Consider the following 23,257-nt stretch of genomic DNA (forward strand, 5'->3'; position numbering starts at 1 on the left):
CCGCCCGGGCCCTATGTGAGGGCGGCCACGTGAGGGCGGCTACGTGAGGGCGGTGACGACCTCCTTCGCCGCCCGCTCCCCCTCGGTCGCCCCGCCTTCCATGAACCCCTGGAAGTCGTAGCTGCAGTGCTCGCCGCCGATGTGGATCCGGCCCTGCGCGGTGCCCTCGTACTTGGCGTACTTGTGCAGGTAGCCGGTCGGCCAGTACGAGTACGCGCCGAGCGCGTACGGATTGCGATGCCAGGCCGACACCTGCGCCTTGCCGTTCCAGGCCGCCTTGGTGCCGGGGAAGAAGGCGTCGATCCCGGTGAGCATCCGGCCCGCGAGGGCGCGTACGTAGGGGTCGGAGTCGGTGGCGAAGGGGGTCGCCGGGGTGATCGCGCCGGCCAGGGTGCCGCCGCCGTACTGGAGCAGGATGCCGCCGTTGCCCGGCTGGACCTTGGTGGTGTCCCAGGTCTGCTGGACCTCGCTGTCGGTGAAGCAGTCCCCGGCGGAGACCCCCGGCCAGGGGCCGGTGCCGCGCCAGGGGCGGCTGGTGAACTGCATGTTGAGCTTGGTGCAGTAGCCCATGCGGGCGTCGCGCAGCAGGTTCTTCATGAGCGGGTCGAAGCCGGCGCCGGTGATGTCGATCCGCTGGAGGATCGGCAGCGGCAGACACAGGATGGTGTGGTCGGCGACGACCGTCCGGGTGGTGCCCGAGTCGTTGAAGGTCAGCGTCTGGGTGCCGTCGGCGGAGACGCCTACGGCCACCAGCTCGCGGCCCATGACGATCGAACCGGCGGGCAGCGCCTGGGCGATGGCGTTCGGCAGCTGGTCGTTGCCGCCCGTGATGTGGTAGCGCTCGTTGGACAGGCCCCAGACGTTGAAGTTGCCCGGGTTGGGCTGGTAGCCCATCAGCAGGACCAGCGCGAGGGCGGACTGCTGGTCGGTGTCGGCCCCGTACTCGACGTTGTACGCCACGTCGATGAAGCGGCCGAGCTGCGAGCCGTGTCCGCCGGGGATCCGGGTCTCGATCCACTGGTGGATCGTCATGTTGTCGAGGGCGGTGCCCGCGGGGGTCGTCGAGTTCCAGGAGACCTCGCCGGCCTCCTGGAGGTCGCGGCGCAGGGCCTGGTAGACGGCGTTGAAGTCCTCGTCGGCGTGCTCGCGCGGGTAGTACGTCCCGTTGAACCAGAGGACCTCCTCCGCCCCGTTGGGGCCGCCGCCGAGGAAGTCCTCGGTGGGGAGGTTGAAGCGGCGGCAGAGCTCGAGGATCTTCTTGTGGCTGGTGTCGATCAGCTCGCCGCCGATCTCGGAGGTCTGCCCGTAGGCCCACAGGGAGCGCTGGGTCCACATCCGGCCGCCGACGCGGGTCGGGTTGGCCTCGTAGAGCGTGAAGGGGACGCCCGCGTCCTTGAGGGTGAGGGCCGCGGTCAGTCCCGAGATGCCGGCGCCGACGATGGCGACGCGGGCGGGGGTGACGGGCTTCTTGTCGGGCGTGGCCTCCACGGCGTGGGCGAGCCCGGGGGCGGCCGCCGCCGAGGCGACGGCGGTGCCGAGGCCGAGTGCGGCGGCGCGTCCCAGGAGCTGGCGGCGGGTGGAGCCGCGGACCTCGGCGACGGGCAGGCCCAGCTGCCGGGCGGCGGAGTGTTCGGCGGCGAGCTGACGGAGCGCTTGCATCAGTGGCGTACGGGCCATGGCGGTGGCTCCTTCTAGACGTTCGCGGCGGAGGGGGCGGACTGGTCTGCGGGCTCGTCGGTGCGTTCGGCGGCGTCCTCCAGGACGACGCGGCCGATGATCTCGTAGCGCTCGGGGGCCTTGAACTTCAGCCACAGGCCCAGTCCCAGCCCGCCGAAGAAGACGACCCCGACGATCCACGGGATCAGCGTGAAGAAGAACGAGTCGGCGGCCAGCCCGGCCGCCGTCTTCATGTTGACCAGCAGCAGGACGACCACGGCGGCCATCGCGATGCCGCCGATCAGCGGGGCGGTGAAGGTGCGGAACCAGTGCCGGTCCTCGGGGTGGTTCTTGCGGAAGTAGCCGATCACCGCGAAGGAGCACAGGGTCTGGACGATCAGGATCGCCATGGTGCCGAGGATCGCGAGCAGCGTGTACAGGTGGATGTACGGGTCCTGCCCGGTCAGCCAGAACAGCGCGACCAGGCCGGTGGCGATGGCCGTCTGCACCATGGAGGCGATGTACGGGGAGCCGTGCTTGGCGTGCGTGCGGCCCAGGCCCGGGTGGAGGAAGCCCTCGCGGCCGATGGCGTAGAGGTAGCGGGCGGCGCACTGGTGGAAGGCCATGCCGCAGGCGAAGGAGCCGGTGAGCAGCAGCCACTGGAAGGCGTCGACGGCCCAGGCGCCGATGAAGGTCTGGGTGGGGGCGAAGAACAGGTCGAGCGGGCTGGCGGAGGCGGAGAGCTCCACGGACTTGGTGAGGCCGTTGCCCGCGATGGTCATCCAGGAGACGTAGATGTAGAAGAGGCCGACGCCGACGACGGAGATCAGGGTGGCCTTGGGGATGACCTTCTTCGGGTTCTTGGACTCCTCCCCGTACATGGCCGTGGACTCGAAGCCGACCCAGGACCAGAAGGCGAAGAAGAGGCCGAGCCCGGCGGAGGCGCCGGTGAAGGCGTTCTTGGGGTTGAGGGGTTCGACCGGGATGCCGTCGGGGCCGCCGCCCGCGATCAGTACGGCGGTGGCGACGGCGAAGAGCACGGCGATCTCGGCGATGAGCATCACGCCCAGGGCCTTGGCCGTGAGGTTGATGTCGAAGTGCGCGAGGGCCGCGGTGATCGCGATCATGGCGGCCGCGTACACGATCCAGGGCAGGTCTATGCCGAGCTGATCCTGCACGGTGGTCTTGGTGAAGTAGGAGAAGACGCCGACGATCGAGGCCTCGAAGACGATGTAGGCAAGGACCGCGAGCATGCCGGAGGCCATGCCGGCGATCCGGCCGAGGCCGTGCGAGATGTACCCGTAGAAGGCCCCGGCGGCGGTGATCCGCTTGGCCATGGCGACGTAGCCGACGGCGAAGACGGTCAGGACGACGGTCGCGAAGAGGTATCCGGCCGGGGCGCCGATGCCGTTTCCGAAGCCGACGGCGATGGGAAGGTTGCCGGTCATCGCGGTAATGGGGGCCGCGGTGGCGACGGCCATGAAGACGACACCGACCAGGCCCACCGAATTGGCTTTCAGCCTGTGGACCTGGGGTGCGCCGCCGCCGGTGCTGCTATCCGTGCTCATGGCTCCTCGTTCCTGTCGTGAGGGCGCTCACTCTTGCCCCGCGTGACGTACGCCACAATCGGCATGCAGTCCGATAATCACCTTGTCGGGGCGACGAGTTGTCGGGCCGGACGGGGGTAGATGAAACCCCGTAACCGCTCGGTGATGTGCACGGAACAAGAGCCCCGGTAGCGTCCGCCATATGGACAATCAGGGCGGGATCACGGTTCAGCGGGCACTTGAGCTGCCGGGGCTGCGCAGCGGGCTCCCGGAGGTCGTGGCCTGCGCCGACCGGCTCGGCCGGACCGTGCGCTGGGTGCACGCCGGCGAGGTCCCCAACATCGCTTCCCTGCTCAAGGGCGGCGAACTGCTGCTGACCACCGGCCTCGGCCTCGGCACCCGCCCCGCCGAGCAGCGCGCCTTCGTACGCCGCCTCGCGGACCGCGGCATCGCCGCACTGGTCGTCGAGCTGGGACCCCGCTTCACCCGGCTCCCGGCGACCCTGGTGGAGACGGCGCGGGCCGTCGGCCTCCCCCTGGTCCAGCTGCACCGGGAGGTCCCCTTCGTGACCGTCACGGAGGAGGTCCACACCGAGATCGTCAACGGGCACTACGCACTGCTCCAGCGGGCCGAGGAAGTCCACCGGCGCTGCACCGAAGCCCTGCTCGACGGCGGCGGGATCCCCCAAGTGCTCCACATCCTGGCGGACTTCACGGCGAACCCGGTCTTCCTGGAAACCCCCGACGGCCAGTTGCTGTACGCGGCCGGCCCGGTCGCCGGGGAGGCCGCGGCGGACCCGCTCCAGGTCTGGGAGGGCCTACGGGGCCAGCGCCCGGCGGAGCCCTCCGGCAACGCCGTGGTGGTCGACGTCCCGGGCGGCGGCCGCGGCACGGGCTCGGTGCGGGCCCGGCTGGTCCTGCTCGGGGTGTCCGCCCCGCTGCTGCCCGTGCACCGGATGGCGGCGGAGCGGACGGCCGGGGTACTGGCCGTCGTACTGATGCAGGCCCGGCAGGAGGACGAGCTGGCGGCGCGCGGCCGCGGCGACTTCCTCACCGACCTGGCGGAGGGACGGATCTCGGCGGAGGACGCCCCCGCCCAGGCCCGCGTCCTGGGCTTCAAACCGGGTGCCGGCCCGCTCCTGCCCATCGTCATGCGGCTGTCCTCGGACCTGGCCCCGTCCGGGAACTGGGCGGTCCTGGCCCGGGCCGTCCTGGAGGAGCTCGCCTCCGTCGGCGTCCCGGTGCTCCTCGGCGTCCGCCCGGTCGAAGGCCGCGTCCCCCTCCTCGTCTCCCTCCGCTCCGACGCCGAGCGCACGACGGTGGCGGACCGGGTCGCGGCGGCACTGCGCGCCGGTGTGGAGCGGGCCGGCCTGGACCGGGCGGGGGCCGCGCCGGCGGTGGTCGTCGGCGTCTGCGGAAGCTGGGCGGCGGCCTCGGCGGGCCTGCGCCACGCCGCGGAGACGGCGACCGCCGCGGCCGGGCTGCCGTCCCGTCCCTGGTACGACGCCCGTCGCCTCGACATCGACCTGCTGCTGTGGCGGCTTCGCGAACAGCCCGACCTGGCGGCCTTCGTGGACCGCGCGATCGGCGCCCTGCGCGTGCACGACACCCAGTCCCGCCCGCCGCTCCTGCCCACCCTGGAGACCTACCTGGCCCACGCGGGCCGCAAGGCGGAGACCGCGCGCGAGCTCCACCTGAACCGCCAGACCCTGTACAACCGCCTGGCCCGCATCTCGGAGCTCCTGGGCGCGGACCTGGACGACCCGGAAACGGTCCTCTCCCTGAGCCTGGCCCTCCGCGCCCGCCGCCACACGATTCCTTCGCCTTCTTAACGCGATGCTCGCACGGTGCGGCCCTCGCGGGCCTTACCGGCTTCGCCTCGCTGCGCCGGACTCCGTCCGTCGGTGGCCGGTCGGCGTGCCCGCCACCGCCGTCCCGGCGCGGGGCCCGGTGGGCGGGTGCGGCTGGGTCTGCCCTGCGGGGCGAAGTCCCCTACCCGCCCTTCCGCCGTTCCCCGGGCTCTGCCCGGACCCCGGTCCTCAAACGCCGGACGGGCTGAAGAGGGCCCCGGGCTGCGCCCGGACCCCCTGGGGCTCAAACGCCGGCGGGGCTCACTGTGTGCACGTACAAGCTGACGCCAGACAAAACCCAGCCCCTCCGGCGTTTGAGGAGCGGGGGTCGGGGCCGGCCCCCGGGGACGGCGCCGCGCGCGGGAACGGGTCCGGGGCGGAGCTCCGGGGAACGGGCGAAGGGCGGGTAGGGGACCCGGCGCCGCGCAGCGGCACACCCGCAGCCGGGCGGCCTGCGACGCAGGGACAGGGCTCCGCCCGGAGGGCTACCGTCGGCGCGAGGTCAGTTCGTCGTACACCGAGAGGACCTGGGCCACCGTGTCGTCCTCCGACGGCCACGTCAGGGCCTGGGCCCGCCCGGCCTCCGCCAACGCCCCCCGCCGCGCGGGATCCGCCAACAGCCCGGCCACAGCACCGGCCAGCGCCCCCGCCTCCCCGTAGGGCACCAGCACACCCGCCGCACCCACCAGCTCCGGCACACCACCCACCGCCGTCGCCACCAACGGCACGCCCATCCGCAGAGCCTCCTGCGCGAGCGGCGACCGCGCCTCCCACCGGCTCGGCAGCACCGCGACATCGGCCGCCGCCAGCAGCCGCGCCGCGTCCCGCCGCCGCCCGAGCAGCCGTACGGGCAGCCGCTCCGCCTGGATGCGCCGCGCGAGCTCCGCCCGCATCGGGCCCTCGCCCGCGATCACCAGCAGCGGCACCGGGTCCAGCGTCCGCCACTCCCGGGCCGCGTCCAGCAGTACGGAGTACCCGCGGCGCGGCACCAGACTCCCGACCGCGATCAGCAACGGCCGCTCGACCGCGCCGAGTTCCGCCCGCACCTTCCCGGGGTCCGAAGCCTCCGCACCGGACGGCCCGGAGGCCCCCGCAGGCACCGCCACCGCCGCCAGCCGCGCGTCCCGCGCTCCCCGCAGCCGGGCCAGGTCCACCTGCGCCGAGGAGGCGCCGAGGACGATCGCCGCGGCCCGCGCGACGTGCCTCTCGAGCAGCAGGCTCAGGCGGCCGCTGCCGGGGCCGCCGCCGTGCCAGCTCACCACCAGCGGGATCCGGCGCCCGCGCAGGGCGAGCGCCGCGCGCATGCCGGCCCGTACGCCGTGCGCGTGCACCACGTCGGCCTCGACGCAGGCGGCCCGCAGCGCGCTCACCGCGTCGGGGGTGAACCGCGCGCCGGCGCCGCTGAAGTCGTACTCCCCCTCGGCCTCGACGGGCGCGCACACGGTGACCCGTACGCCGCGCGCGGCGAGCCCGGTGACCAGCGACCGCACGTGCGCACCACCGCTCGCGCCGCCGAGTACCTGGACGGTGCGAAGGACGGGGACCGGGACCGGGGAGCTGCTCACGGGCCGAAGCTCCAGGGTGAGGGAGGGAGGAAGGCAGGGACGTCGCCCAGGATGCCAGTCCGCACGCGCGTTCCGGGACCATACGGGTGCGGATCCCGTGTGAGTTACCGTCGGGACCCCCCGATCCTCACCCACACGGGCTAGCCGGGCGTCAGCCCGCCGACTCTGACGACCCGGATGACGACGAGAAGCCCTACTCCGGGCTCCGGGCCGCCGCGAGCAGTTCCTCCGCGTGCGCCCGCGCCGACGCCGAGTCCTCGTGGCCGGCCAGCATCCGCGACAGTTCGCGGATCCGGGCCTCGCCCTCCAGGACGGTGACACCGCTGCGGGTCACGGACCCGTCGTTGGTCTTCTCGACCAGCAGTTGCCGGTCCGCGAAGGCCGCCACCTGCGGCAGGTGCGTGACGACCACCACCTGCGCCGACTTGGCCAGCTTCGCGAGCCGCCGTCCGACCTCCACGGCCGCCTTGCCGCCGACGCCCGCGTCGACCTCGTCGAAGAGGTACGTGGGCACCGGGTCGGAGCCCGCGAAGACGACCTCGACGGCGAGCATCACCCGGGACAGCTCACCGCCCGAGGCGCCCTTGGCGATCGGGCGCGGCTGGGCGCCGGGGTGCGGGGCCAGCAGCAGTTCGACCTCGTCGACGCCCGAGGGCCCGTACGCGACGAGCCGGCCGCCGACCTCGACCCCCTCGGGGTCCTCGGTCTGCCGGACGTCGATGGTGACCCGTGCGTGCGGCATCGCCAGGGAGGCCAGCTCCTCGGTGACGGCGGACGCGAAGCGGGTCGCCGCCTCGTTCCGCGCGTCGGTCAACGCCTGCGCCAGTGCGGAGAGTTCCAGCCGCAGGCCATCGCGCTCGGCGGTCAGCTCGCCGATGCGCTCGTCGTCGCCGTCCAGCTCCAGCAGCCGTACGGACCCGCGTTCGGCCCACTCCAGGACGGAGTCCACGCCCCCCTCGGCGGATCCGTACTTGCGGATCAGCTGGGTCAGCGCCGCCCGCCGCCCCTCCACGGCCGCCAGCCGCAGCGGATCGGCGTCCAGGTCGTCCGCGTACCCGGCGAGTTCCCCGGCCACGTCCCCGAGCAGGATGCCCAGTTCGCCGATCCGCTCGGCGAGCGCGCCGAGCGCCGGGTCGTGGGAGCGTACGGATTCCAGTGCGCGGTGCGCCCCCGCGACGAGCGCGCCCGCGTCGACGCCCTCCGGGTCCTCGACGTTGCCGGCGAGGGCCGCGTGCGCCACCTGGGCGGCCGAGGACAGGGATTCGGCGTGCCCGAGGCGCTCCGCTTCCGCCGCCAGCTCGGTGTCCTCGCCCGAGAGCGGTTCCACACCGGCGATCTCGTCGAGCCCGAAGCGCAGCAGATCGGCCTCCTGGGCGCGTTCCCGGGCCCGGGTGGTGATCTCCTCCAGCTCTCCGGAGACGGCGCGCAGCCTGCGGTGGGCGGCGGCGTACTTCTCCAGCGGGACGGCGACGGCGTCGCCGGCGTACCGGTCGAGGGCCTGGCGCTGCCGGGCGGGCCGGAGCAGTCCTTGCTGGTCGGTCTGGCCGTGGACGGCGACGAGGTCGTCGGCGAGTTCGGCGAGCAGTCCGACGGGCACGGAGCGGCCGCCGACGTGGGCGCGCGAGCGGCCCTCGGCGGAGACGGTCCGGCTGATCAGCAGCGCGCCGTCGTCGAGCTCGGCACCGGCCTCCTCGGCGCGCAGCGCCGCGGGGGCGTCCGGGCGCATGACGATGCGCCCTTCGACGACCGCCGCCTTGGCACCGATCCGCACCAGGGCGGGGTCGGCGCGTCCGCCGAGCAACAGCCCGAGGCTGGTGACGACCATGGTCTTGCCCGCGCCGGTCTCGCCGGTCACCGCGGTGAAACCGGGTGACAGCTCGACCACAGCGTCGTCGATGACTCCGAGCGACCGTATCCGCATCTCCTCAAGCACGGGACGACGATACCGAGGTTTCATGGGTGCCATGTGACGTCACCCGCCCGAACCCGCTCGAACAATCATGCTATTTACGTACGCGCGGTGCAGAGAACCCGTACGGGGCCGGTACGGAGCCGGTAGGCGCCCGCACCCGCCCCTAGTGCGGGGCCCCGCGCCATCCCGACACCGGCAGCGCGAACTTCGCGACGAGCCGGTCCGTGAACGAGGCGTGGTGCAGCCGGGCGAGCCGCACCGGCACCGCCCCCCGCCGGACCTCCACACGGGCCCCGGCCGGCAGCTCCACCGTCCGCCGCCCGTCGCACCACAGCACCCCGTGCGGGGTCCCGGTCTGCACCTCCACGGCCAGCACCGAGTCGGGCGAGGTCACCAGCGGCTTCGCGAACAGCGCGTGCGCGCTGATCGGCACCATGAGCAGCGCCTCCACCTCCGGCCAGACCACCGGCCCGCCCGCAGAGAAGGCGTACGCCGTCGAGCCCGTCGGCGTCGCGCAGACGATCCCGTCGCAGCCGAAGCCGGACACCGGGCGCCCGTCGATCTCCAGGACCACCTCCAGCATCCGCTCCGGGGACACCTTCTGGACGGCCGCCTCGTTCAGCGCCCAGTCCCGGTGCACCACGTCCCCGTTGGTCCGCACGATCACGTCGAGGGTCATCCGCTCCTCGACCTCGTACTCCCGCGTCACGACCCGGTCCACGACCTTGTCCAGGTCGTCCCGTTCCGCCTCCGCGAGGAAGCCCACCCGGCCCAGGTTGACGCCCAGCATCGGCACCCCCGAGCCGCGCGCGAACTCCGCGCCGCGCAGCAGCGTCCCGTCGCCGCCCAGCACGATCAGCAGCTCGCACCCCGCGAGCACCTCCGGGGTGCACTCGGACTCGGCCACCAGCTCCACCTCGGGCGGCAGCGGCAGGTCCACCGCCTCGTGCCGCAGCACCCGTACGCCCAGCCCGCTGCGCAGCAGACCCTGCACCACCAGCTCGGCGCTGCGGATGGCCGCCGGCCGCCCGGTGTGCGCGAGCAGGAAGACGGTCCGCCGCCCCGGCCCCTTCGACTTCCCTGACTCCCCCGGCTGTACCGGGTCCCCCGAAAGATCACTCACTGCGGCCCCTCCGCCACTGCACGATCGACATCCGCCGGGTCGAGTACCGGTGCCCCCGCCCGCAGCCACAGAAAATACTCGACATTGCCCGAGGGGCCCGGGAGCGGGCTCGCGGTCACCCCGAGCACGCCCAGGCCCAGCTTCCACGCCTGCGCCGCGACGTCGCGCACGGCCTCGGCGCGCAGCTCCGCACTGCGCACCACGCCACCGCTGCCGAGCCGGTCCTTGCCGACCTCGAACTGCGGCTTGACCATCAGCACCAGATCCGCGCCTGGCGCGCAGCAGCGTACGAGCGCGGGCAGCACCAGCCCGATGGAGATGAAGGAAAGATCACCGACGACCAGGTCCACGGGCACCCCGTCGATCAGCTCCACCGTCAGCTCGCGCACGTTGGTGCGGTCCTTCACGGTGACCCGGTCGTCGCTCTGCAGGGACCACGCGAGCTGCCCGTAGCCGACGTCGACGGCCATCACATGGTCCACCCCGGCGCGCAGCAGCACGTCGGTGAACCCGCCGGTCGAGGCGCCCGCGTCCAGCGCCCGGCGGCCCTCCACGAGCAGCCCCCGGGGCTGGAAGGCCGCGAGGGCCCCCGCCAGCTTGTGGCCGCCCCGGGAGACGTAGTCGGGGTCGCTGTCGTCCTTGAGGACGACGAGGGCCGCGCTGGTCTCGACCTGGGTGGCCGGCTTCGTCGCCGTGTTGCCGCCCACGGTCACCCGGCCGGCGGCGATCAGCTGCGCGGCGTGCTCGCGCGAGCGGGCCATGCTGCGGCGTACCAGTTCGGCGTCCAGGCGGCGGCGTGCCACTCCTGCCACGATCGGTTCAGCTCCTGTTTTCGTAACGACGGGGGCCTTCGGTCGCGTCCAGCGCGGTCAGCGCGGAGCGAAGCCCCCTGTGCACATCCTCGTACACCTCGACGTGTCCGTCCGCCGGGAGGTGGTCCACGTCCGCCAGCCGCTCCAGCGCGGCGTCCGTCCCGGCGTGCCCGGTGGGGGTGCGTACCACGCCCAGCGCGACCGGCCCGGCGGGCGCGGCCGGGGCTTCGTCCGGCTCCTGGGCCGCGGCGGACCCTTCTTCGCTCATGCCCCCGACGCTACCGCGTAGGGCGTCCGCGACCACGCACGGCTCTGCGGTACGGTCGGGATCACGATGGCTACGATCGAGGAGTGCCGTGCGGCACTCGACCAACTCTCCGACAACCTGGCGCGGGCCGAAGGCGACGTGCGCGGTGCGACCGCGCTCGACCGCTCGCTGAGCTGCCACATCACCGACCTGGACCGGACCTTCACGGGCCGCCTGGACGGAGGCCGCATCCGCGTGGACGCGGTGGCCCCCGGCCCGCCGCCCGCCAAGGCCGAGATCCGGCTCGCGATGACCGGCGACGACCTGGTCTCCCTGGTCGCCGGCGCCCTGAAGTTCCCCAAGGCCTGGGCCTCGGGCCGCATCCGCCTGGAAGCAGGCTTCCGCGACCTCCTGCGCCTCAAGAGCCTGCTCTAAATCACCCTCGCCAAATCCAGCCCCGCCAATTCCAGCCCCGCCGGCGTTTGAGGCGCGGGGTCCAGGGCCGAGCCCCGTGCCTTTGGCCGCACCGGGCAGACCCAGCCCCGCCAAATCCAGCCCCGCCGGCGTTTGAGGCGCGGGGTCCGGGGCGGAGCCCCGGAAACGGCGCCGCACCCGCCGACCCACCCCGCGCGAGCAACAGCCCGCGGAGCCCCGGGAAGCGGCGCCGCACACACCTACTCGGCGTGAGCCACCACCACGCGACGGGCCACCCGCGCCGCGGGGACAACCAGCGGCGTCCCCGTCTCCGGGTCCGAAATGACTTGGCACCGCAGCCCGAACACCCGCTCCACCAGCTCCGCGGTCACCACTTCGCCAGGCGGCCCCTCCGCCACGACCTTCCCGTCCCGCATCGCGATCAGGTGGGTGGCGTAGCGCGCCGCGTGGTTCAGATCGTGGAGCACCGCGACCAGCGTCCGCCCCTGCTCCTCGTGGAGCTCCGCGCAGAGGTTCAGCACCTCGATCTGGTGCTGGATGTCCAGGTAGGTCGTCGGCTCGTCCAGCAGCAGCAGCGGCGTCTGCTGCGCCAGCGCCATCGCGATCCACACCCGCTGGCGCTGCCCGCCCGACAGCTCGTCCACCGCCCGGTCCGCGAGCTCGGCGACCCCGGTGGAGGCCATCGACTCCTCCACGATCCGCTCGTCCTCGCCCGACCACTGCCGCAGCAGCCCCTGGTGCGGATAGCGGCCCCGGGAGACCAGGTCCGCCACCGTGATCCCGTCCGGGGCGATCGAGGACTGCGGGAGCAGCCCCAGCGTCTTGGCCACCTTCTTCGCCGGCATCGACCCGATGGCCTGACCGTCCAGCAGCACCCGCCCCACCGTCGGCTTCAGCATCCGCGAGAGGGCGCGCAGCAGGGTGGACTTGCCGCAGGCGTTCGGGCCGACGATCACGGTGAAGGAGTTGTCGGGGATCTCCACCGACAGGTTCTCGGCGATGACCCGCTGGTCGTAGCCGAGGGTCACGTTCTCCGCGGTCAGCCGCTGCACTTGCCTGCTCCTCTGGTCGCTCATGCCCTTCTGGCCCCTCTGGTTCCTCATATGCGCCCCGCCTTGCGCTCGGTGACGAGCAGCCAGAGCAGGTAGCAGCCGCCCACCAGGCCGGTCACCACCCCCACCGGCAACTGGTCGGCGCCGAAGGCCCGCTGCGATGCCCAGTCGGACACCAGCAGCAGGAGGGCGCCCATCAGCGCGCCGGTCAGCAGGCTCGCCCCGGGCGATCGGGTCAGCCGGCGCGCGAGCTGCGGCGCGGCCAGCGCGACGAAGCTGATCGGCCCGGCCGCGGCGCTGGCCGCGGTGGTGAGCAGGATCGCCGCCACCATCAGCAGCAGCCGCGTCCGCTCCACCCGCACCCCGACGGCGTACGCCGCGTCGTCGCCCATCTCGATCATCCGCAGGGCCCGGCTCTGGCCGAGGACCAGCGGGAACAGCACCGCGCAGGTCGCGAGCAGCGGCCAGACCTGCGCCCAGTCCCGGCCGGCCAGCGAGCCGGTCAGCCAGACCATCGCGCGGGTGGCCTCGACGAGCTGTGCCTTCGTCAGCAAGTACTGGATGACGGCGACGAGCATCGCGGAGGCGCCGATGCCGACCAGGACCAGCCGGTACCCGTGGACACCCTGCTTGTACGCGAGCAGGTACACGGCGACTCCGGCCACCAGCCCGCCCACGAGGGCCCCGGCGGCCACCTCGCCGGCGCTGCCGTGGAACAGCACGATGACCAGCAGCGCTCCGACGGCCGATCCGTAGCCGAAGCCGAGCACGTCCGGCGAGCCGAGCGGGTTGCGCGAGACGGACTGGAAGACGGCGCCGGCCATCCCGAGGGCGGCGCCCACCAGGACGCCGACCAGGACCCGCGGCAGCCGCAGGTCGTTGACGATGAACTCGTGCGCGGGCGTGCCGTTGCCGAGCAGGGTCTGTACGACGTCCCAGGGGGCGATGTCGAAGTCGCCGGTGCCGATGAGCAGGACGGCCACCGCCAGCGTGAGCACCAGGAGCAGCGCCCCCACCCCGAGCGCGCGCCGCTCCACCCGCAGGGACATCCCGCCGGGCAGGCGCACCGGCCGGGGCCCGGTGCGGCCCCCGCGCGCCTTGAAGGGTGCGTCGGTCACTGTCACAGCTGGGCCATCCTCTTGCGCCGGACGAGGTAGATGAAGACGGGTCCGCCGATGAGGGCGGTGACGATGCCGACCTGGAGTTCGGCGGGCCGGGTGACGACCCGGCCGATGACGTCGGCGCCGAGCAGCAGGACGGGTGAGAGCACCGCCGAGTACGCGAGCACCCAGCGCATGTCCGGGCCGGTGAAGAACCGTACGAGGTGCGGGATCATCAGGCCGACGAAGACGATCGGCCCGCAGGCGGCGGTCGCGGCCCCGCACAGCAGGGTGATGGCGATCATCGCGCCGACCCGGGTCCGCGTCAGGTGCGCGCCGAGCGCCCGCGCGGTGTCGTCGCCCATGGCCATGGCGTTGAGCGGCCGTCCCAGGCTGAGCGCGAGGACGGCGCCGACCAGCAGGAAGGGCGCCACCTGCCGGACGGTCTCCATGTTCGCGGAGGCCAGCGAGCCCACGGTCCAGAAGCGGAGCTTGTCCAGCGCCTTGCTGTCCATCAGCTGCACGGCGTTGATGTACCCGACGAGGGCCGCGGTGGCCGCCGTACCGGCGAGGGCCAGGCGCACGGGCGTGGCGCTGCGGCTGCCGCCGAGCACGTACACGGCCACGGAGACGACGGCGGCGCCGAGGAAGGCCCACCACACGAACTCGCTCAGCGAGGACGCCCCGAAGAAGCTGATGGCCGATACGACGGCCGCCGCCGCTCCCGCGTTGACCCCGAGGATGCCCGGCTCTGCGAGCGGGTTGCGGGTCAGGGCCTGCATCACGGCACCGGACAGCCCGAGTCCGAGGCCGACGAGCACGCCGAGGAGGGTGCGCGGGACCCGCAGGTCCCGCACGACGACGTCGGAGGTCGTCCCCGAGTAGTGGAACAGGCCGTGCCAGACCTCGTGGAGGGGCATCTGCTTGGCGCCGACGGCGATGCTCGCCACCACGATCAGCGCGAGCACGCCGAAGGCGGCGAGCAGACCGGCGGCTCGCGCGCCGTGGCGCGAGCGGGTGGCGGCGGCCGGCGCCGCGCTCGGTTCGGGGGGACTCTCGACCAACACGAAAGTTAGGCTAACCTACCTTCCGCCCTGCTCGGGTCCCCCGAACGGCCCTCCCGCCGGGTCCTCGGACCCGGTCCCCACCGGCCCTGACCTGCCAGGACCCGGCACCACCCCACCGGCAGCCCGGCTCCGCCGACGCGGGCAGCCCGTACAGATCACTGCGGCTTACAGCCCCTTACAGCCCCAGCCTGGCCAGCGCCTTGCCCGCGTCCAGCCCGCAGGAGCCGTCCCCCGCCTGGGTCCAGGCCGCCGCGCACAGCGCCCGCAGCCCGTCCATCGCACCGCTCCCGTCGCTCTCACCTTCGCCGCGCAGCTCCAGTACGCCGTCCAGCGCCACCGCGGTCCAGTCCCCGCAGCGGAACCCGCCCCCGTCGGCCGGCGCCACCTCCGGCTGCCCGGTCAGCAGCCCGCGCAGGTCCCGGTCCACGTACGTCGGCCGGTACTTCGGCTCGGCCCGCAGCAGCTGCGCCCCGTCCGTCACCCCGGTCAGCACCAGCAGCGAGTCCACGTCCCCGTTGAAGGCGCCCTCGATGTCGGTGTCCAGCCGGTCACCGACCACCAGCGGCCGCTTCGCCCCGGTCCGCAGCACGGTCTCGCGGTGCATCGGGGGCAGCGGCTTGCCCGCCACCTGGGGTTCGGCGCCCGTGGCGATCCGTACGACCTCCACGGCGGCCCCGTTGCCCGGCGCGATCCCCCGCGCCCCCGGGATCGTCAGGTCGGTGTTCGAGGCGTACCACGGCACCCCGAGGTTGATCGCGTACGAGGCCTCCGCGAACCGCCCCCACGGCAGATCGGGCCCCCCGTACCCCTGGACCACCGCGGCGAGCCCCTCCTCCTCGGCGGAGTCCACCGGCACCAGCCCGCGTTCGCGCAGCGCGACCCGCAGTCCCTCGCCGCCGATCACCAGCACCTTCGAGCCGGGCGCCACCTGCTCGGCGATGAGGCGGGCCACCGCCTGCGCGGAGGTGATCACCTCGCCGGCCTCCGTCGGGATGCCCAGCTCGCTCAGGTGCCCGGCGACCGCGTCCGGAGTGCGCAGCGCGTTGTTCGTCACGTACGCCAGGTGCATCCCGTCGGCCCGCGCCGCGGCGAGCGAGTCCACGGCGTGCGCGATGGCCTCCCCGCCCGCGTACACGACACCGTCGAGGTCCAGCAGGGCCGTGTCGTACGCCTGGTGCAGACTCCGCTCACTGCCTGCGGGAAGGGTCCTGCTCTGCCGCGTCATGGTGTCTGCTCCTCCTGGGGCACCTCCCAGCGGTAGCTGGGGGAGATCGATCTTGTCCGGTTTCCGTACTCCCCCGATCATCCCGCATGCCGAGACGGGTCTTAGGATTCGTCAATGACCACATCTGGCACCGCGGACCACGGACTGCGCCTGATCCCGTTCCATGGCCTGCGCTATGTCCCCGAGCGCGTCGGCAGTCTCGCCGCCGTGACCTCGCCGCCGTACGACGTGGTCGTGCGCCCCGACGGACTCAACCACCTGGAGTCCGCCGACCCCCACAACATCGTCCGCCTGATCCTCCCTCAGGCCGACACCCCCGCCGCCCGCAACCAGCAGGCGGCGCACACCCTGCGCGACTGGCTCGCGGAGGGCATCCTCAGCGCCGACCCGGTGCCCGCGCTCTACGTCTACGAGCAGCGCAGGGGCGAGCTCCTCCAGCGCGGGGTCATCGGGGCCCTCGCCCTCTCCGCGGCCGAGGAGGGGATCGTCCTCCCCCACGAGGACGTCATGCCCCACGTGGTCACCGATCGCGCCGGCCTGATGCGCGCCACTTCGGCCAACCTCGAACCGCTCCTCCTGACCTACCTGGGCGACGATCCGGCGGCGGGCGCGGCGGCCGTCGTCGAGCGCACCGCCCGTTCCACCCCGCTGTTCTCCACCACCACGGAGGACGGCTTCCAGCACCGGCTGTGGGCGATCACGGCCCCCGCCGACCTGGCGGCGATCACCGCCGACCTGGGCGACCGCCAGGCCCTCATCGCCGACGGCCACCACCGCTGGGCGACGTACCTGCGCCTCCAGGAGGAGCACGGCTCCCCCACCCCGTGGGACTTCGGCCTGGTGCTCCTCGTCGACACCGCCCGCTACCCGCTCCAGGTCCGCGCGATCCACCGGCTGCTCCGGCGCCTGTCCCCCGCCGACGCCCTGGCCGCCCTCGACGGCCGCTTCCGGGTCCGCACCGTCGACGGCCCGCTGCCGGCCGCCATGTCGGCCCTGGCCGAGGCCGCGGAGCTCGGCAACGCCTTCCTGCTCACCGGAGACGGCACCTTCCACCTGGTCACCGACCCCGAGCCGGCCCTCATCGAGGCCACGGTCCGCGGAGACCGCCCCGAGGCCTGGCGCCGCCTGGACGCCACGGTCCTCCACGCGACCCTGCTGGACACGCTCTGGGCCGTTCCCGACGCCCCCGACCAGATCTCGTACATCCACGACACCGAGGCCACCGTCGAGATGGCGGAGCGCCTCGGCGGCACGGCCGTCCTGCTGCACCCCGTCCGCGAGGCGGTCGTACGGGAACTGGCCCGCCAGGGCGTGACGATGCCCCGCAAGTCCACCTCCTTCGGCCCGAAGCCCGCCACCGGCCTGGTCCTGCGCAGCGTGGACTGACGGCTCCCCGGACCAACAAAAAAGGGCGGTACCCCCATCGGGGGTACCGCCCTTTTCAGCTCACTCAGCCGTCGTCGCGGACTCCGGCGTCACGACGGTCGTCGTCCTCGTCCTCGTCCTCGTCGAGCACGACGACCTCGTCGGTGACGTCGACATCGACGTCACCCTCGACGTCCCCCTCGTACTCGTCGTCGTCCTCGTCGTAGTACTCGGCCTGGTCGGAGGCACGCTCGGCCGCCACGACCTCCGGGTCGTCGTCGTCCTCGTCTTCGTCTTCGTCCTCGTCGTCGAACTCGTCGTCGACCTCGACCTCGACGTCCTCGTCCTCGTCCTCGTCCGAGTCGTCGGCGGAGGCGTCGACGAACTCGACACCGTCCAGCTCGGCGAGACGGTCGGAGGCGTCCGTGGCCCCGTCCTTGTCGGCCTCAAGGGTCTTGGCGAACCACTCGCGCGCCTCGTCCTCACGGCCGGCCGCCAGCAGGGCGTCGGCGTAGGCGTACCGCAGACGCGCGGTCCACGGCTGCACGGAGCTGGAGGCCAGCTCCGGGCTCTGCAGGGTCACGATGGCAGCGTCGAGCTGGTCCATGTCCCGGCGGGCACCGGCCGCGACCAGACGCATCTCGACCTGACCGGCCTTGTCCAGCTTCTGCACCTCGGGCTCGCCGGCCATGGCCAGCGCCCGCTCCGGACGGCCGAGGCCGCGCTCGCAGTCGGCGATGACGGGCCACAGCTCGACCGAACCGGTCATCCGCTTGGCGGCGCGGAACTCCGCGATCGCCTCGGCGTACTTCTGGTTGGCGTACGCGGCGAAGCCGGCGGCCTCGCGCACGGCGGCGACGCGGGAGGCCAGACGCAGGGCGATGCGCGAGTACGCGTACGCCTGCTCCGGGTCCTCGTCGATCAGCCGGGCCACCATGACCAGGTTCTTCGAGACTTCCTCGGCCAGACCCTTGGGCAGGCTCAGCAGCTCCTGGCGAACGTCGGAGTCGATCTCGAAACCGGTGACGTCGTCGTCGATCGGAAGCCGCTTGACCGGGTCCCGGTCGGCACGGAAGTCACGGTCGCCACCACGGTCGTCACGCCCGCGGAACCCACCGCGGTCGCCGCCCCGGTCGTCGCGACGCGGGTACGAGGGACGGTCGCCGCGGTCGTTGCCACGGAACCCACCGCGGTCGTCATCACGACGGGGGTACGAGGGACGGTCGCCACCGGAGGGACGGTCGTCACGACGCGGGTACGACGGACGGTCACCACGGTCGTTCCCACGGAAGCCGCCACCGGAGGGACGGTCACCACGGTCGTCGCGGCGGAAGCCACCACTGGTGGGACGGTCGCCGCCACCGGTGGGACGGTCATCGCGACGCGGGTACGACGGGCGGTCGCCACCGCGGTCGTCACGACCGCCGCGGAACCCACCGCGGTCGTCATCACGACGCGGATACGAGGGACGGTCGCCGCGGTCGTTCCCACGGAAGCCGCCACCGGAGGGACGGTCGCCCCGGTCGTTGCCGCGGAAGCCACCACCGGTGGGACGGTCGCCACCACGGTCGTCACGACGGGGGTAGGACGGGCGGTCGCCGCCACCGGAGGGGCGGTCATCGCGACGCGGGTACGACGGGCGGTCGCCACCGCGGTCGTCACGGCCGCCACGGAACCCACCGCGGTCATCGTCACGACGGGGGAAGGAGGGACGGTCGCCACCGGAGGGGCGGTCGTCACGACGCGGGTACGACGGACGGTCACCACGGTCGTTCCCACGGAAGCCGCCACCGGAGGGACGGTCACCACGGTCGTTGCCGCGGAAGCCACCGCCGGTCGGACGGTCGCCACCACGGTCATCGCGACGCGGGAAGGAGGGGCGGTCGCCGCCACGGTCGTCACGACCGCCGCGGAACCCACCACGGTCGTCATCGCGACGCGGGTACGAGGGACGGTCGCCACCGGAGGGACGGTCGTCACGGCGCGGGGACGAGGGACGGTCGCCCCGGTCGTTGCCGCGGAAGCCACCACCGGTGGGACGGTCGCCACCACGGTCGTCACGACGGGGGTACGACGGACGGTCGCCACCACCAGTGGGACGGTCGCCGCCACCGGAGGGACGGTCATCGCGACGCGGGTACGACGGGCGGTCACCGCCACGGTCGTCACGGCCGCCACGGAACCCACCGCGGTCATCGTCACGACGGGGGAAAGAGGGACGGTCGCCGCGGTCGTTGCCACGGAAGCCGCCGCCGGAGGGACGGTCACCACGGTCGTTGCCGCGGAAGCCACCACCGGTCGGACGGTCGCCACCACGGTCGTCACGACGGGGGTAGGAGGGACGGTCGCCGCCGCCGGCCGGACGGCCACCACGGTCGTCACGACGGAAACCGCCACCAGTGGGACGGTCGCCGCCACCGGAGGGACGGTCATCGCGACGCGGGTACGACGGACGGTCGCCACCGCCGGCCGGACGGCCACCACGGTCGTCACGGCGGAAGCCACCGCCGGTGGGACGGTCGCCGCCACCGGTGGGGCGGTCATCGCGACGGAACGGAGGACGCTCGCCGCCACGGTCGTCACGGCCCCCGCGGTAGCCGCCCCTGTCACCGCCGTCGTTGCGCCGAGGCTCGCGCTCCGGACGATCGTCGGGAGAGTTGGACATGGGTGTGACTCCTGTCGTCGGGGTACCGCTAGTCATTCTCGCGCAACCAACCCATGGCCGCGCTTCGGCGTAAAGCTGCGTGAAGCTACCTAAAGCTCCGGAAAACAAAAAAAGACCCCTGCTCCAGCGTTGAACGCTGGACCAGGGGTCCTTTGAAAAATTGTTCGGCGGTGTCCTACTCTCCCACAGGGTCCCCCCTGCAGTACCATCGGCGCTGAAAGGCTTAGCTTCCGGGTTCGGAATGTAACCGGGCGTTTCCCTAACGCTATGACCACCGAAACCCTAATCGGTTTCGAGCGAACAAGCACACTTTATAGTTATGTTCTAGCTCTAGAAACCAGCAACCGTTCGTTGCTTCAGAACTAACACAGTGGACGCGAGCAACTGAGGACAAGCCCTCGGCCTATTAGTACCAGTCAGCTCCACCCGTTACCGGGCTTCCACATCTGGCCTATCAACCCAGTCGTCTACTGGGAGCCTTACCCTCTCAAGGAGGTGGGAATACTCATCTTGAAGCAGGCTTCCCGCTTAGATGCTTTCAGCGGTTATCCCTCCCGAACGTAGCCAACCAGCCATGCCCTTGGCAGGACAACTGGCACACCAGAGGTTCGTCCGTCCCGGTCCTCTCGTACTAGGGACAGCCCTTCTCAATATTCCTACGCGCACAGCGGATAGGGACCGAACTGTCTCACGACGTTCTAAACCCAGCTCGCGTACCGCTTTAATGGGCGAACAGCCCAACCCTTGGGACCGACTCCAGCCCCAGGATGCGACGAGCCGACATCGAGGTGCCAAACCATCCCGTCGATATGGACTCTTGGGGAAGATCAGCCTGTTATCCCCGGGGTACCTTTTATCCGTTGAGCGACGGCGCTTCCACAAGCCACCGCCGGATCACTAGTCCCGACTTTCGTCCCTGCTCGACCCGTCGGTCTCACAGTCAAGCTCCCTTGTGCACTTACACTCAACACCTGATTGCCAACCAGGCTGAGGGAACCTTTGGGCGCCTCCGTTACTTTTTGGGAGGCAACCGCCCCAGTTAAACTACCCATCAGACACTGTCCCTGATCCGGATCACGGACCGAGGTTAGACATCCAGCACGACCAGAGTGGTATTTCAACGACGACTCCACAACCACTGGCGTGGCCGCTTCAAAGTCTCCCACCTATCCTACACAAGCCGAACCGAACACCAATATCAAACTATAGTAAAGGTCCCGGGGTCTTTCCGTCCTGCTGCGCGAAACGAGCATCTTTACTCGTAGTGCAATTTCACCGGGCCTATGGTTGAGACAGTCGAGAAGTCGTTACGCCATTCGTGCAGGTCGGAACTTACCCGACAAGGAATTTCGCTACCTTAGGATGGTTATAGTTACCACCGCCGTTTACTGGCGCTTAAGTTCTCAGCTTCGCCACACCGAAATGTGACTAACCGGTCCCCTTAACGTTCCAGCACCGGGCAGGCGTCAGTCCGTATACATCGCCTTACGGCTTCGCACGGACCTGTGTTTTTAGTAAACAGTCGCTTCTCGCTGGTCTCTGCGGCCACCCCCAGCTCACGGAGTAAATCCGATCACCAGTGATGGCCCCCCTTCTCCCGAAGTTACGGGGGCATTTTGCCGAGTTCCTTAACCATAGTTCACCCGAACGCCTCGGTATTCTCTACCTGACCACCTGAGTCGGTTTAGGGTACGGGCCGCCATGAAACTCGCTAGAGGCTTTTCTCGACAGCATAGGATCATCCACTTCACCACAATCGGCTCGGCATCAGGTCTCAGCCTTATATGAGGGACGGATTTGCCTACCCCTCGGCCTACACCCTTACCCCGGGACTACCACCGCCCGGGCTGGACTACCTTCCTGCGTCACCCCATCGCTTACCTACTACAAGTCTGGGTCACCGGCTCCACCACTTTCCTTTCCCCGAAGGGTCCGGAACGGCTTCACGGGCTTAGCATCGCCTGATTCGATATTGGGCGTTTCAAAGCGGGTACCGGAATATCAACCGGTTGTCCATCGACTACGCCTGTCGGCCTCGCCTTAGGTCCCGACTTACCCTGGGCAGATCAGCTTGACCCAGGAACCCTTAGTCAATCGGCGCACACGTTTCTCACGTGTGTATCGCTACTCATGCCTGCATTCTCACTCGTGAACCGTCCACAACTAGCTTCCGCTGCTGCTTCACCCGGCACACGACGCTCCCCTACCCATCACAGCGGGCGTTGGCCCTATTGCTGCAATGACACGACTTCGGCGGTACGCTTGAGCCCCGCTACATTGTCGGCGCGGAATCACTTGACCAGTGAGCTATTACGCACTCTTTCAAGGGTGGCTGCTTCTAAGCCAACCTCCTGGTTGTCTCTGCGACTCCACATCCTTTCCCACTTAGCGTACGCTTAGGGGCCTTAGTCGATGCTCTGGGCTGTTTCCCTCTCGACCATGGAGCTTATCCCCCACAGTCTCACTGCCACGCTCTCACTTACCGGCATTCGGAGTTTGGCTAAGGTCAGTAACCCGGTAGGGCCCATCGCCTATCCAGTGCTCTACCTCCGGCAAGAAACACGTGACGCTGCACCTAAATGCATTTCGGGGAGAACCAGCTATCACGGAGTTTGATTGGCCTTTCACCCCTAACCACAGGTCATCCCCCAGGTTTTCAACCCTGGTGGGTTCGGTCCTCCACGAAGTCTTACCTCCGCTTCAACCTGCCCATGGCTAGATCACTCCGCTTCGGGTCTAGAGCGTGCAACTCAATCGCCCTATTCGGACTCGCTTTCGCTACGGCTTCCCCACACGGGTTAACCTCGCTACACACCGCTAACTCGCAGGCTCATTCTTCAAAAGGCACGCAGTCACGACCGTTATTCCGAAGAATAACGGCGACGCTCCCACGGCTTGTAGGCACACGGTTTCAGGTACTATTTCACTCCGCTCCCGCGGTACTTTTCACCATTCCCTCACGGTACTATCCGCTATCGGTCACCAGGGAATATTTAGGCTTAGCGGGTGGTCCCGCCAGATTCACACGGGATTTCTCGGGCCCCGTGCTACTTGGGAGATTCTTAAGCAAGCCGCTGATGTTTCGTCTACGGGGGTCTTACCCTCTACGCCGGACCTTTCGCATGTCCTTCGACTACATCAACGGTTTCTGACTCGCCGACCGGCCGGCAGACCGATCAAAAGAATTCCCACAACCCCGCATGCGCAACCCCTGCCGGGTATCACACGCATACGGTTTGGCCTCATCCGGTTTCGCTCGCCACTACTCCCGGAATCACGGTTGTTTTCTCTTCCTGCGGGTACTGAGATGTTTCACTTCCCCGCGTTCCCTCCACACTGCCTATGTGTTCAGCAGTGGGTGACAGCCCATGACGACTGCCGGGTTTCCCCATTCGGACACCCCCGGATCAAAGCTCAGTTGGCAGCTCCCCGGGGCCTATCGCGGCCTCTCACGTCCTTCATCGGTTCCTGGTGCCAAGGCATCCACCGTGCGCCCTTAAAAACTTGGCCTACAGATGCTCGCGTCCACTGTGTAGTTCTCAAGCAACGACCAGTCACCCATCACCCTCATCCGCAGACGAAGTTCACTGGGGCCGGCATCACGAAGATAAAGCCTTTCGGCCGTACCCTCAGATAC

15 protein-coding genes, 2 rRNA genes and 1 pseudogene are annotated in these 23,257 nt (G+C 70.7%); 3 read left to right on the plus strand and 15 right to left on the minus strand.

Translation table 11 applies throughout. The features are described from left to right. Positions 1 to 39 precede the first annotated feature (39 nt). Both ACODT5_RS26025 and ACODT5_RS26030 read right to left on the minus strand, forming a co-directional pair. Positions 40 to 1,677 (minus strand): flavin monoamine oxidase family protein, encoded by a 1,638-nt coding sequence (locus ACODT5_RS26025; protein ID WP_422521656.1) that lies wholly within the window; start codon positions 1,675 to 1,677, stop codon positions 40 to 42. Positions 1,678 to 1,691: 14 nt separating this feature from the next. Next, positions 1,692 to 3,224, minus strand: a complete 1,533-nt coding sequence (locus ACODT5_RS26030) for an APC family permease (RefSeq protein WP_422521657.1) — start codon at positions 3,222 to 3,224, stop codon at positions 1,692 to 1,694. Between the two features lie 181 nt (positions 3,225 to 3,405). On the opposite strand from ACODT5_RS26030, the gene ACODT5_RS26035 reads away from it, so the two are divergent. Continuing rightward, positions 3,406 to 5,034, plus strand: coding sequence for a PucR family transcriptional regulator (locus ACODT5_RS26035; protein WP_422521658.1), 1,629 nt, complete (start codon positions 3,406 to 3,408; stop codon positions 5,032 to 5,034). 503 nt (positions 5,035 to 5,537) lie between these two features. Here the strand turns inward: ACODT5_RS26035 and ACODT5_RS26040 are convergent. The 5 genes from ACODT5_RS26040 to ACODT5_RS26060 all read right to left on the minus strand — a co-directional run bounded on the left by ACODT5_RS26040 (position 5,538) and on the right by ACODT5_RS26060 (position 10,732). Beyond that, positions 5,538 to 6,617 carry a glycosyltransferase family 4 protein gene (locus ACODT5_RS26040; protein ID WP_422521659.1) on the minus strand — a complete coding sequence of 360 codons (1,080 nt, stop codon included), beginning with the start codon at positions 6,615 to 6,617 and terminating at the stop codon, positions 5,538 to 5,540. Between the two features lie 193 nt (positions 6,618 to 6,810). Further along, positions 6,811 to 8,538: a DNA repair protein RecN gene (gene recN, locus ACODT5_RS26045; RefSeq protein ID WP_422525038.1), complete on the minus strand. Its 1,728-nt coding sequence runs from the start codon at positions 8,536 to 8,538 to the stop codon at positions 6,811 to 6,813. A 154-nt stretch (positions 8,539 to 8,692) separates the two neighbouring features. Then, the gene (locus ACODT5_RS26050) at positions 8,693 to 9,652 is read right to left on the minus strand and encodes an NAD kinase (RefSeq protein ID WP_422521660.1); all 960 of its coding nucleotides are present in this window, start codon (positions 9,650 to 9,652) and stop codon (positions 8,693 to 8,695) included. Next, entirely contained in the window at positions 9,649 to 10,464 is an 816-nt protein-coding gene (locus tag ACODT5_RS26055) for a TlyA family RNA methyltransferase (protein ID WP_422521661.1), read from the minus strand. The genes ACODT5_RS26050 and ACODT5_RS26055 overlap by 4 nt, the downstream gene beginning before the upstream one ends. Positions 10,465 to 10,471: 7 nt before the next feature. Beyond that, complete coding sequence (locus ACODT5_RS26060) at positions 10,472 to 10,732, minus strand: hypothetical protein (protein WP_422521662.1); 261 nt, start codon at positions 10,730 to 10,732, stop codon at positions 10,472 to 10,474. A gap of 66 nt (positions 10,733 to 10,798) precedes the next feature. Between ACODT5_RS26060 and ACODT5_RS26065 the strand changes: the two genes are divergently transcribed. Beyond that, on the plus strand, positions 10,799 to 11,146 hold the full coding sequence (locus ACODT5_RS26065) for a sterol-binding protein (RefSeq protein ID WP_422521663.1): 348 nt from the start codon (positions 10,799 to 10,801) through the stop codon (positions 11,144 to 11,146). Between the two features lie 239 nt (positions 11,147 to 11,385). Here ACODT5_RS26065 and ACODT5_RS26070 read toward each other — a convergent pair whose 3' ends face one another. From ACODT5_RS26070 to ACODT5_RS26085, 4 genes are all read right to left on the minus strand, one after another. Next, positions 11,386 to 12,249, minus strand: coding sequence for an ABC transporter ATP-binding protein (locus ACODT5_RS26070; protein ID WP_422521664.1), 864 nt, complete (start codon positions 12,247 to 12,249; stop codon positions 11,386 to 11,388). Next, positions 12,246 to 13,247 (minus strand): FecCD family ABC transporter permease, encoded by a 1,002-nt coding sequence (locus ACODT5_RS26075; protein ID WP_422525039.1) that lies wholly within the window; start codon positions 13,245 to 13,247, stop codon positions 12,246 to 12,248. Before ACODT5_RS26075 ends, ACODT5_RS26070 begins: the two co-directional genes overlap by 4 nt. A gap of 71 nt (positions 13,248 to 13,318) precedes the next feature. Then, entirely contained in the window at positions 13,319 to 14,362 is a 1,044-nt protein-coding gene (locus ACODT5_RS26080) for a FecCD family ABC transporter permease (RefSeq protein ID WP_422525040.1), read from the minus strand. Between the two features lie 178 nt (positions 14,363 to 14,540). Continuing rightward, positions 14,541 to 15,590: an HAD hydrolase-like protein gene (locus ACODT5_RS26085; protein ID WP_422521665.1), complete on the minus strand. Its 1,050-nt coding sequence runs from the start codon at positions 15,588 to 15,590 to the stop codon at positions 14,541 to 14,543. A gap of 114 nt (positions 15,591 to 15,704) precedes the next feature. Here ACODT5_RS26085 and ACODT5_RS26090 point away from each other — a divergent pair, with 114 nt between their 5' ends. Then, the gene (locus ACODT5_RS26090; protein WP_422521666.1) at positions 15,705 to 16,976 is read left to right on the plus strand and encodes a DUF1015 family protein; all 1,272 of its coding nucleotides are present in this window, start codon (positions 15,705 to 15,707) and stop codon (positions 16,974 to 16,976) included. Positions 16,977 to 17,040: 64 nt separating this feature from the next. Here ACODT5_RS26090 and ACODT5_RS26095 read toward each other — a convergent pair whose 3' ends face one another. The 4 genes and pseudogenes from ACODT5_RS26095 to ACODT5_RS26110 form a co-directional block, all read right to left on the minus strand. Beyond that, the gene (locus ACODT5_RS26095; RefSeq protein ID WP_422525041.1) at positions 17,041 to 17,940 is read right to left on the minus strand and encodes a hypothetical protein; all 900 of its coding nucleotides are present in this window, start codon (positions 17,938 to 17,940) and stop codon (positions 17,041 to 17,043) included. Positions 17,941 to 18,321: 381 nt separating this feature from the next. Continuing rightward, a pseudogene (locus tag ACODT5_RS26100) lies at positions 18,322 to 19,605 on the minus strand (hypothetical protein); the annotation flags it as partial. Between the two features lie 177 nt (positions 19,606 to 19,782). Then, positions 19,783 to 19,899: ribosomal RNA gene (gene rrf / locus ACODT5_RS26105) — 5S ribosomal RNA — on the minus strand. A gap of 107 nt (positions 19,900 to 20,006) precedes the next feature. Next, positions 20,007 to 23,130, minus strand: a 23S ribosomal RNA gene (locus ACODT5_RS26110). Positions 23,131 to 23,257: the final 127 nt, after the last annotated feature.

It is taken from the genome of Streptomyces tatrensis, assembly GCF_049310065.1.
GTDB lineage: Bacteria > Actinomycetota > Actinomycetes > Streptomycetales > Streptomycetaceae > Streptomyces.

Coding starts and splice junctions, on each gene's coding strand:
- ACODT5_RS26030 (WP_422521657.1), bottom strand. CDS start 3,224: ATGAGCACGGATAGCAGCACCGGCGGCGGCGCACCCCAGGTCCACAGG.
- ACODT5_RS26035 (WP_422521658.1), top strand. CDS start 3,406: ATGGACAATCAGGGCGGGATCACGGTTCAGCGGGCACTTGAGCTGCCG.
- ACODT5_RS26075 (WP_422525039.1), bottom strand. CDS start 13,247: ATGTCCCTGCGGGTGGAGCGGCGCGCGCTCGGGGTGGGGGCGCTGCTC.
- ACODT5_RS26070 (WP_422521664.1), bottom strand. CDS start 12,249: ATGAGGAACCAGAGGGGCCAGAAGGGCATGAGCGACCAGAGGAGCAGG.
- ACODT5_RS26085 (WP_422521665.1), bottom strand. CDS start 15,590: ATGACGCGGCAGAGCAGGACCCTTCCCGCAGGCAGTGAGCGGAGTCTG.
- recN (WP_422525038.1), bottom strand. CDS start 8,538: ATGCGGATACGGTCGCTCGGAGTCATCGACGACGCTGTGGTCGAGCTG.
- ACODT5_RS26025 (WP_422521656.1), bottom strand. CDS start 1,677: ATGGCCCGTACGCCACTGATGCAAGCGCTCCGTCAGCTCGCCGCCGAA.
- ACODT5_RS26090 (WP_422521666.1), top strand. CDS start 15,705: ATGACCACATCTGGCACCGCGGACCACGGACTGCGCCTGATCCCGTTC.
- ACODT5_RS26065 (WP_422521663.1), top strand. CDS start 10,799: ATGGCTACGATCGAGGAGTGCCGTGCGGCACTCGACCAACTCTCCGAC.
- ACODT5_RS26060 (WP_422521662.1), bottom strand. CDS start 10,732: ATGAGCGAAGAAGGGTCCGCCGCGGCCCAGGAGCCGGACGAAGCCCCG.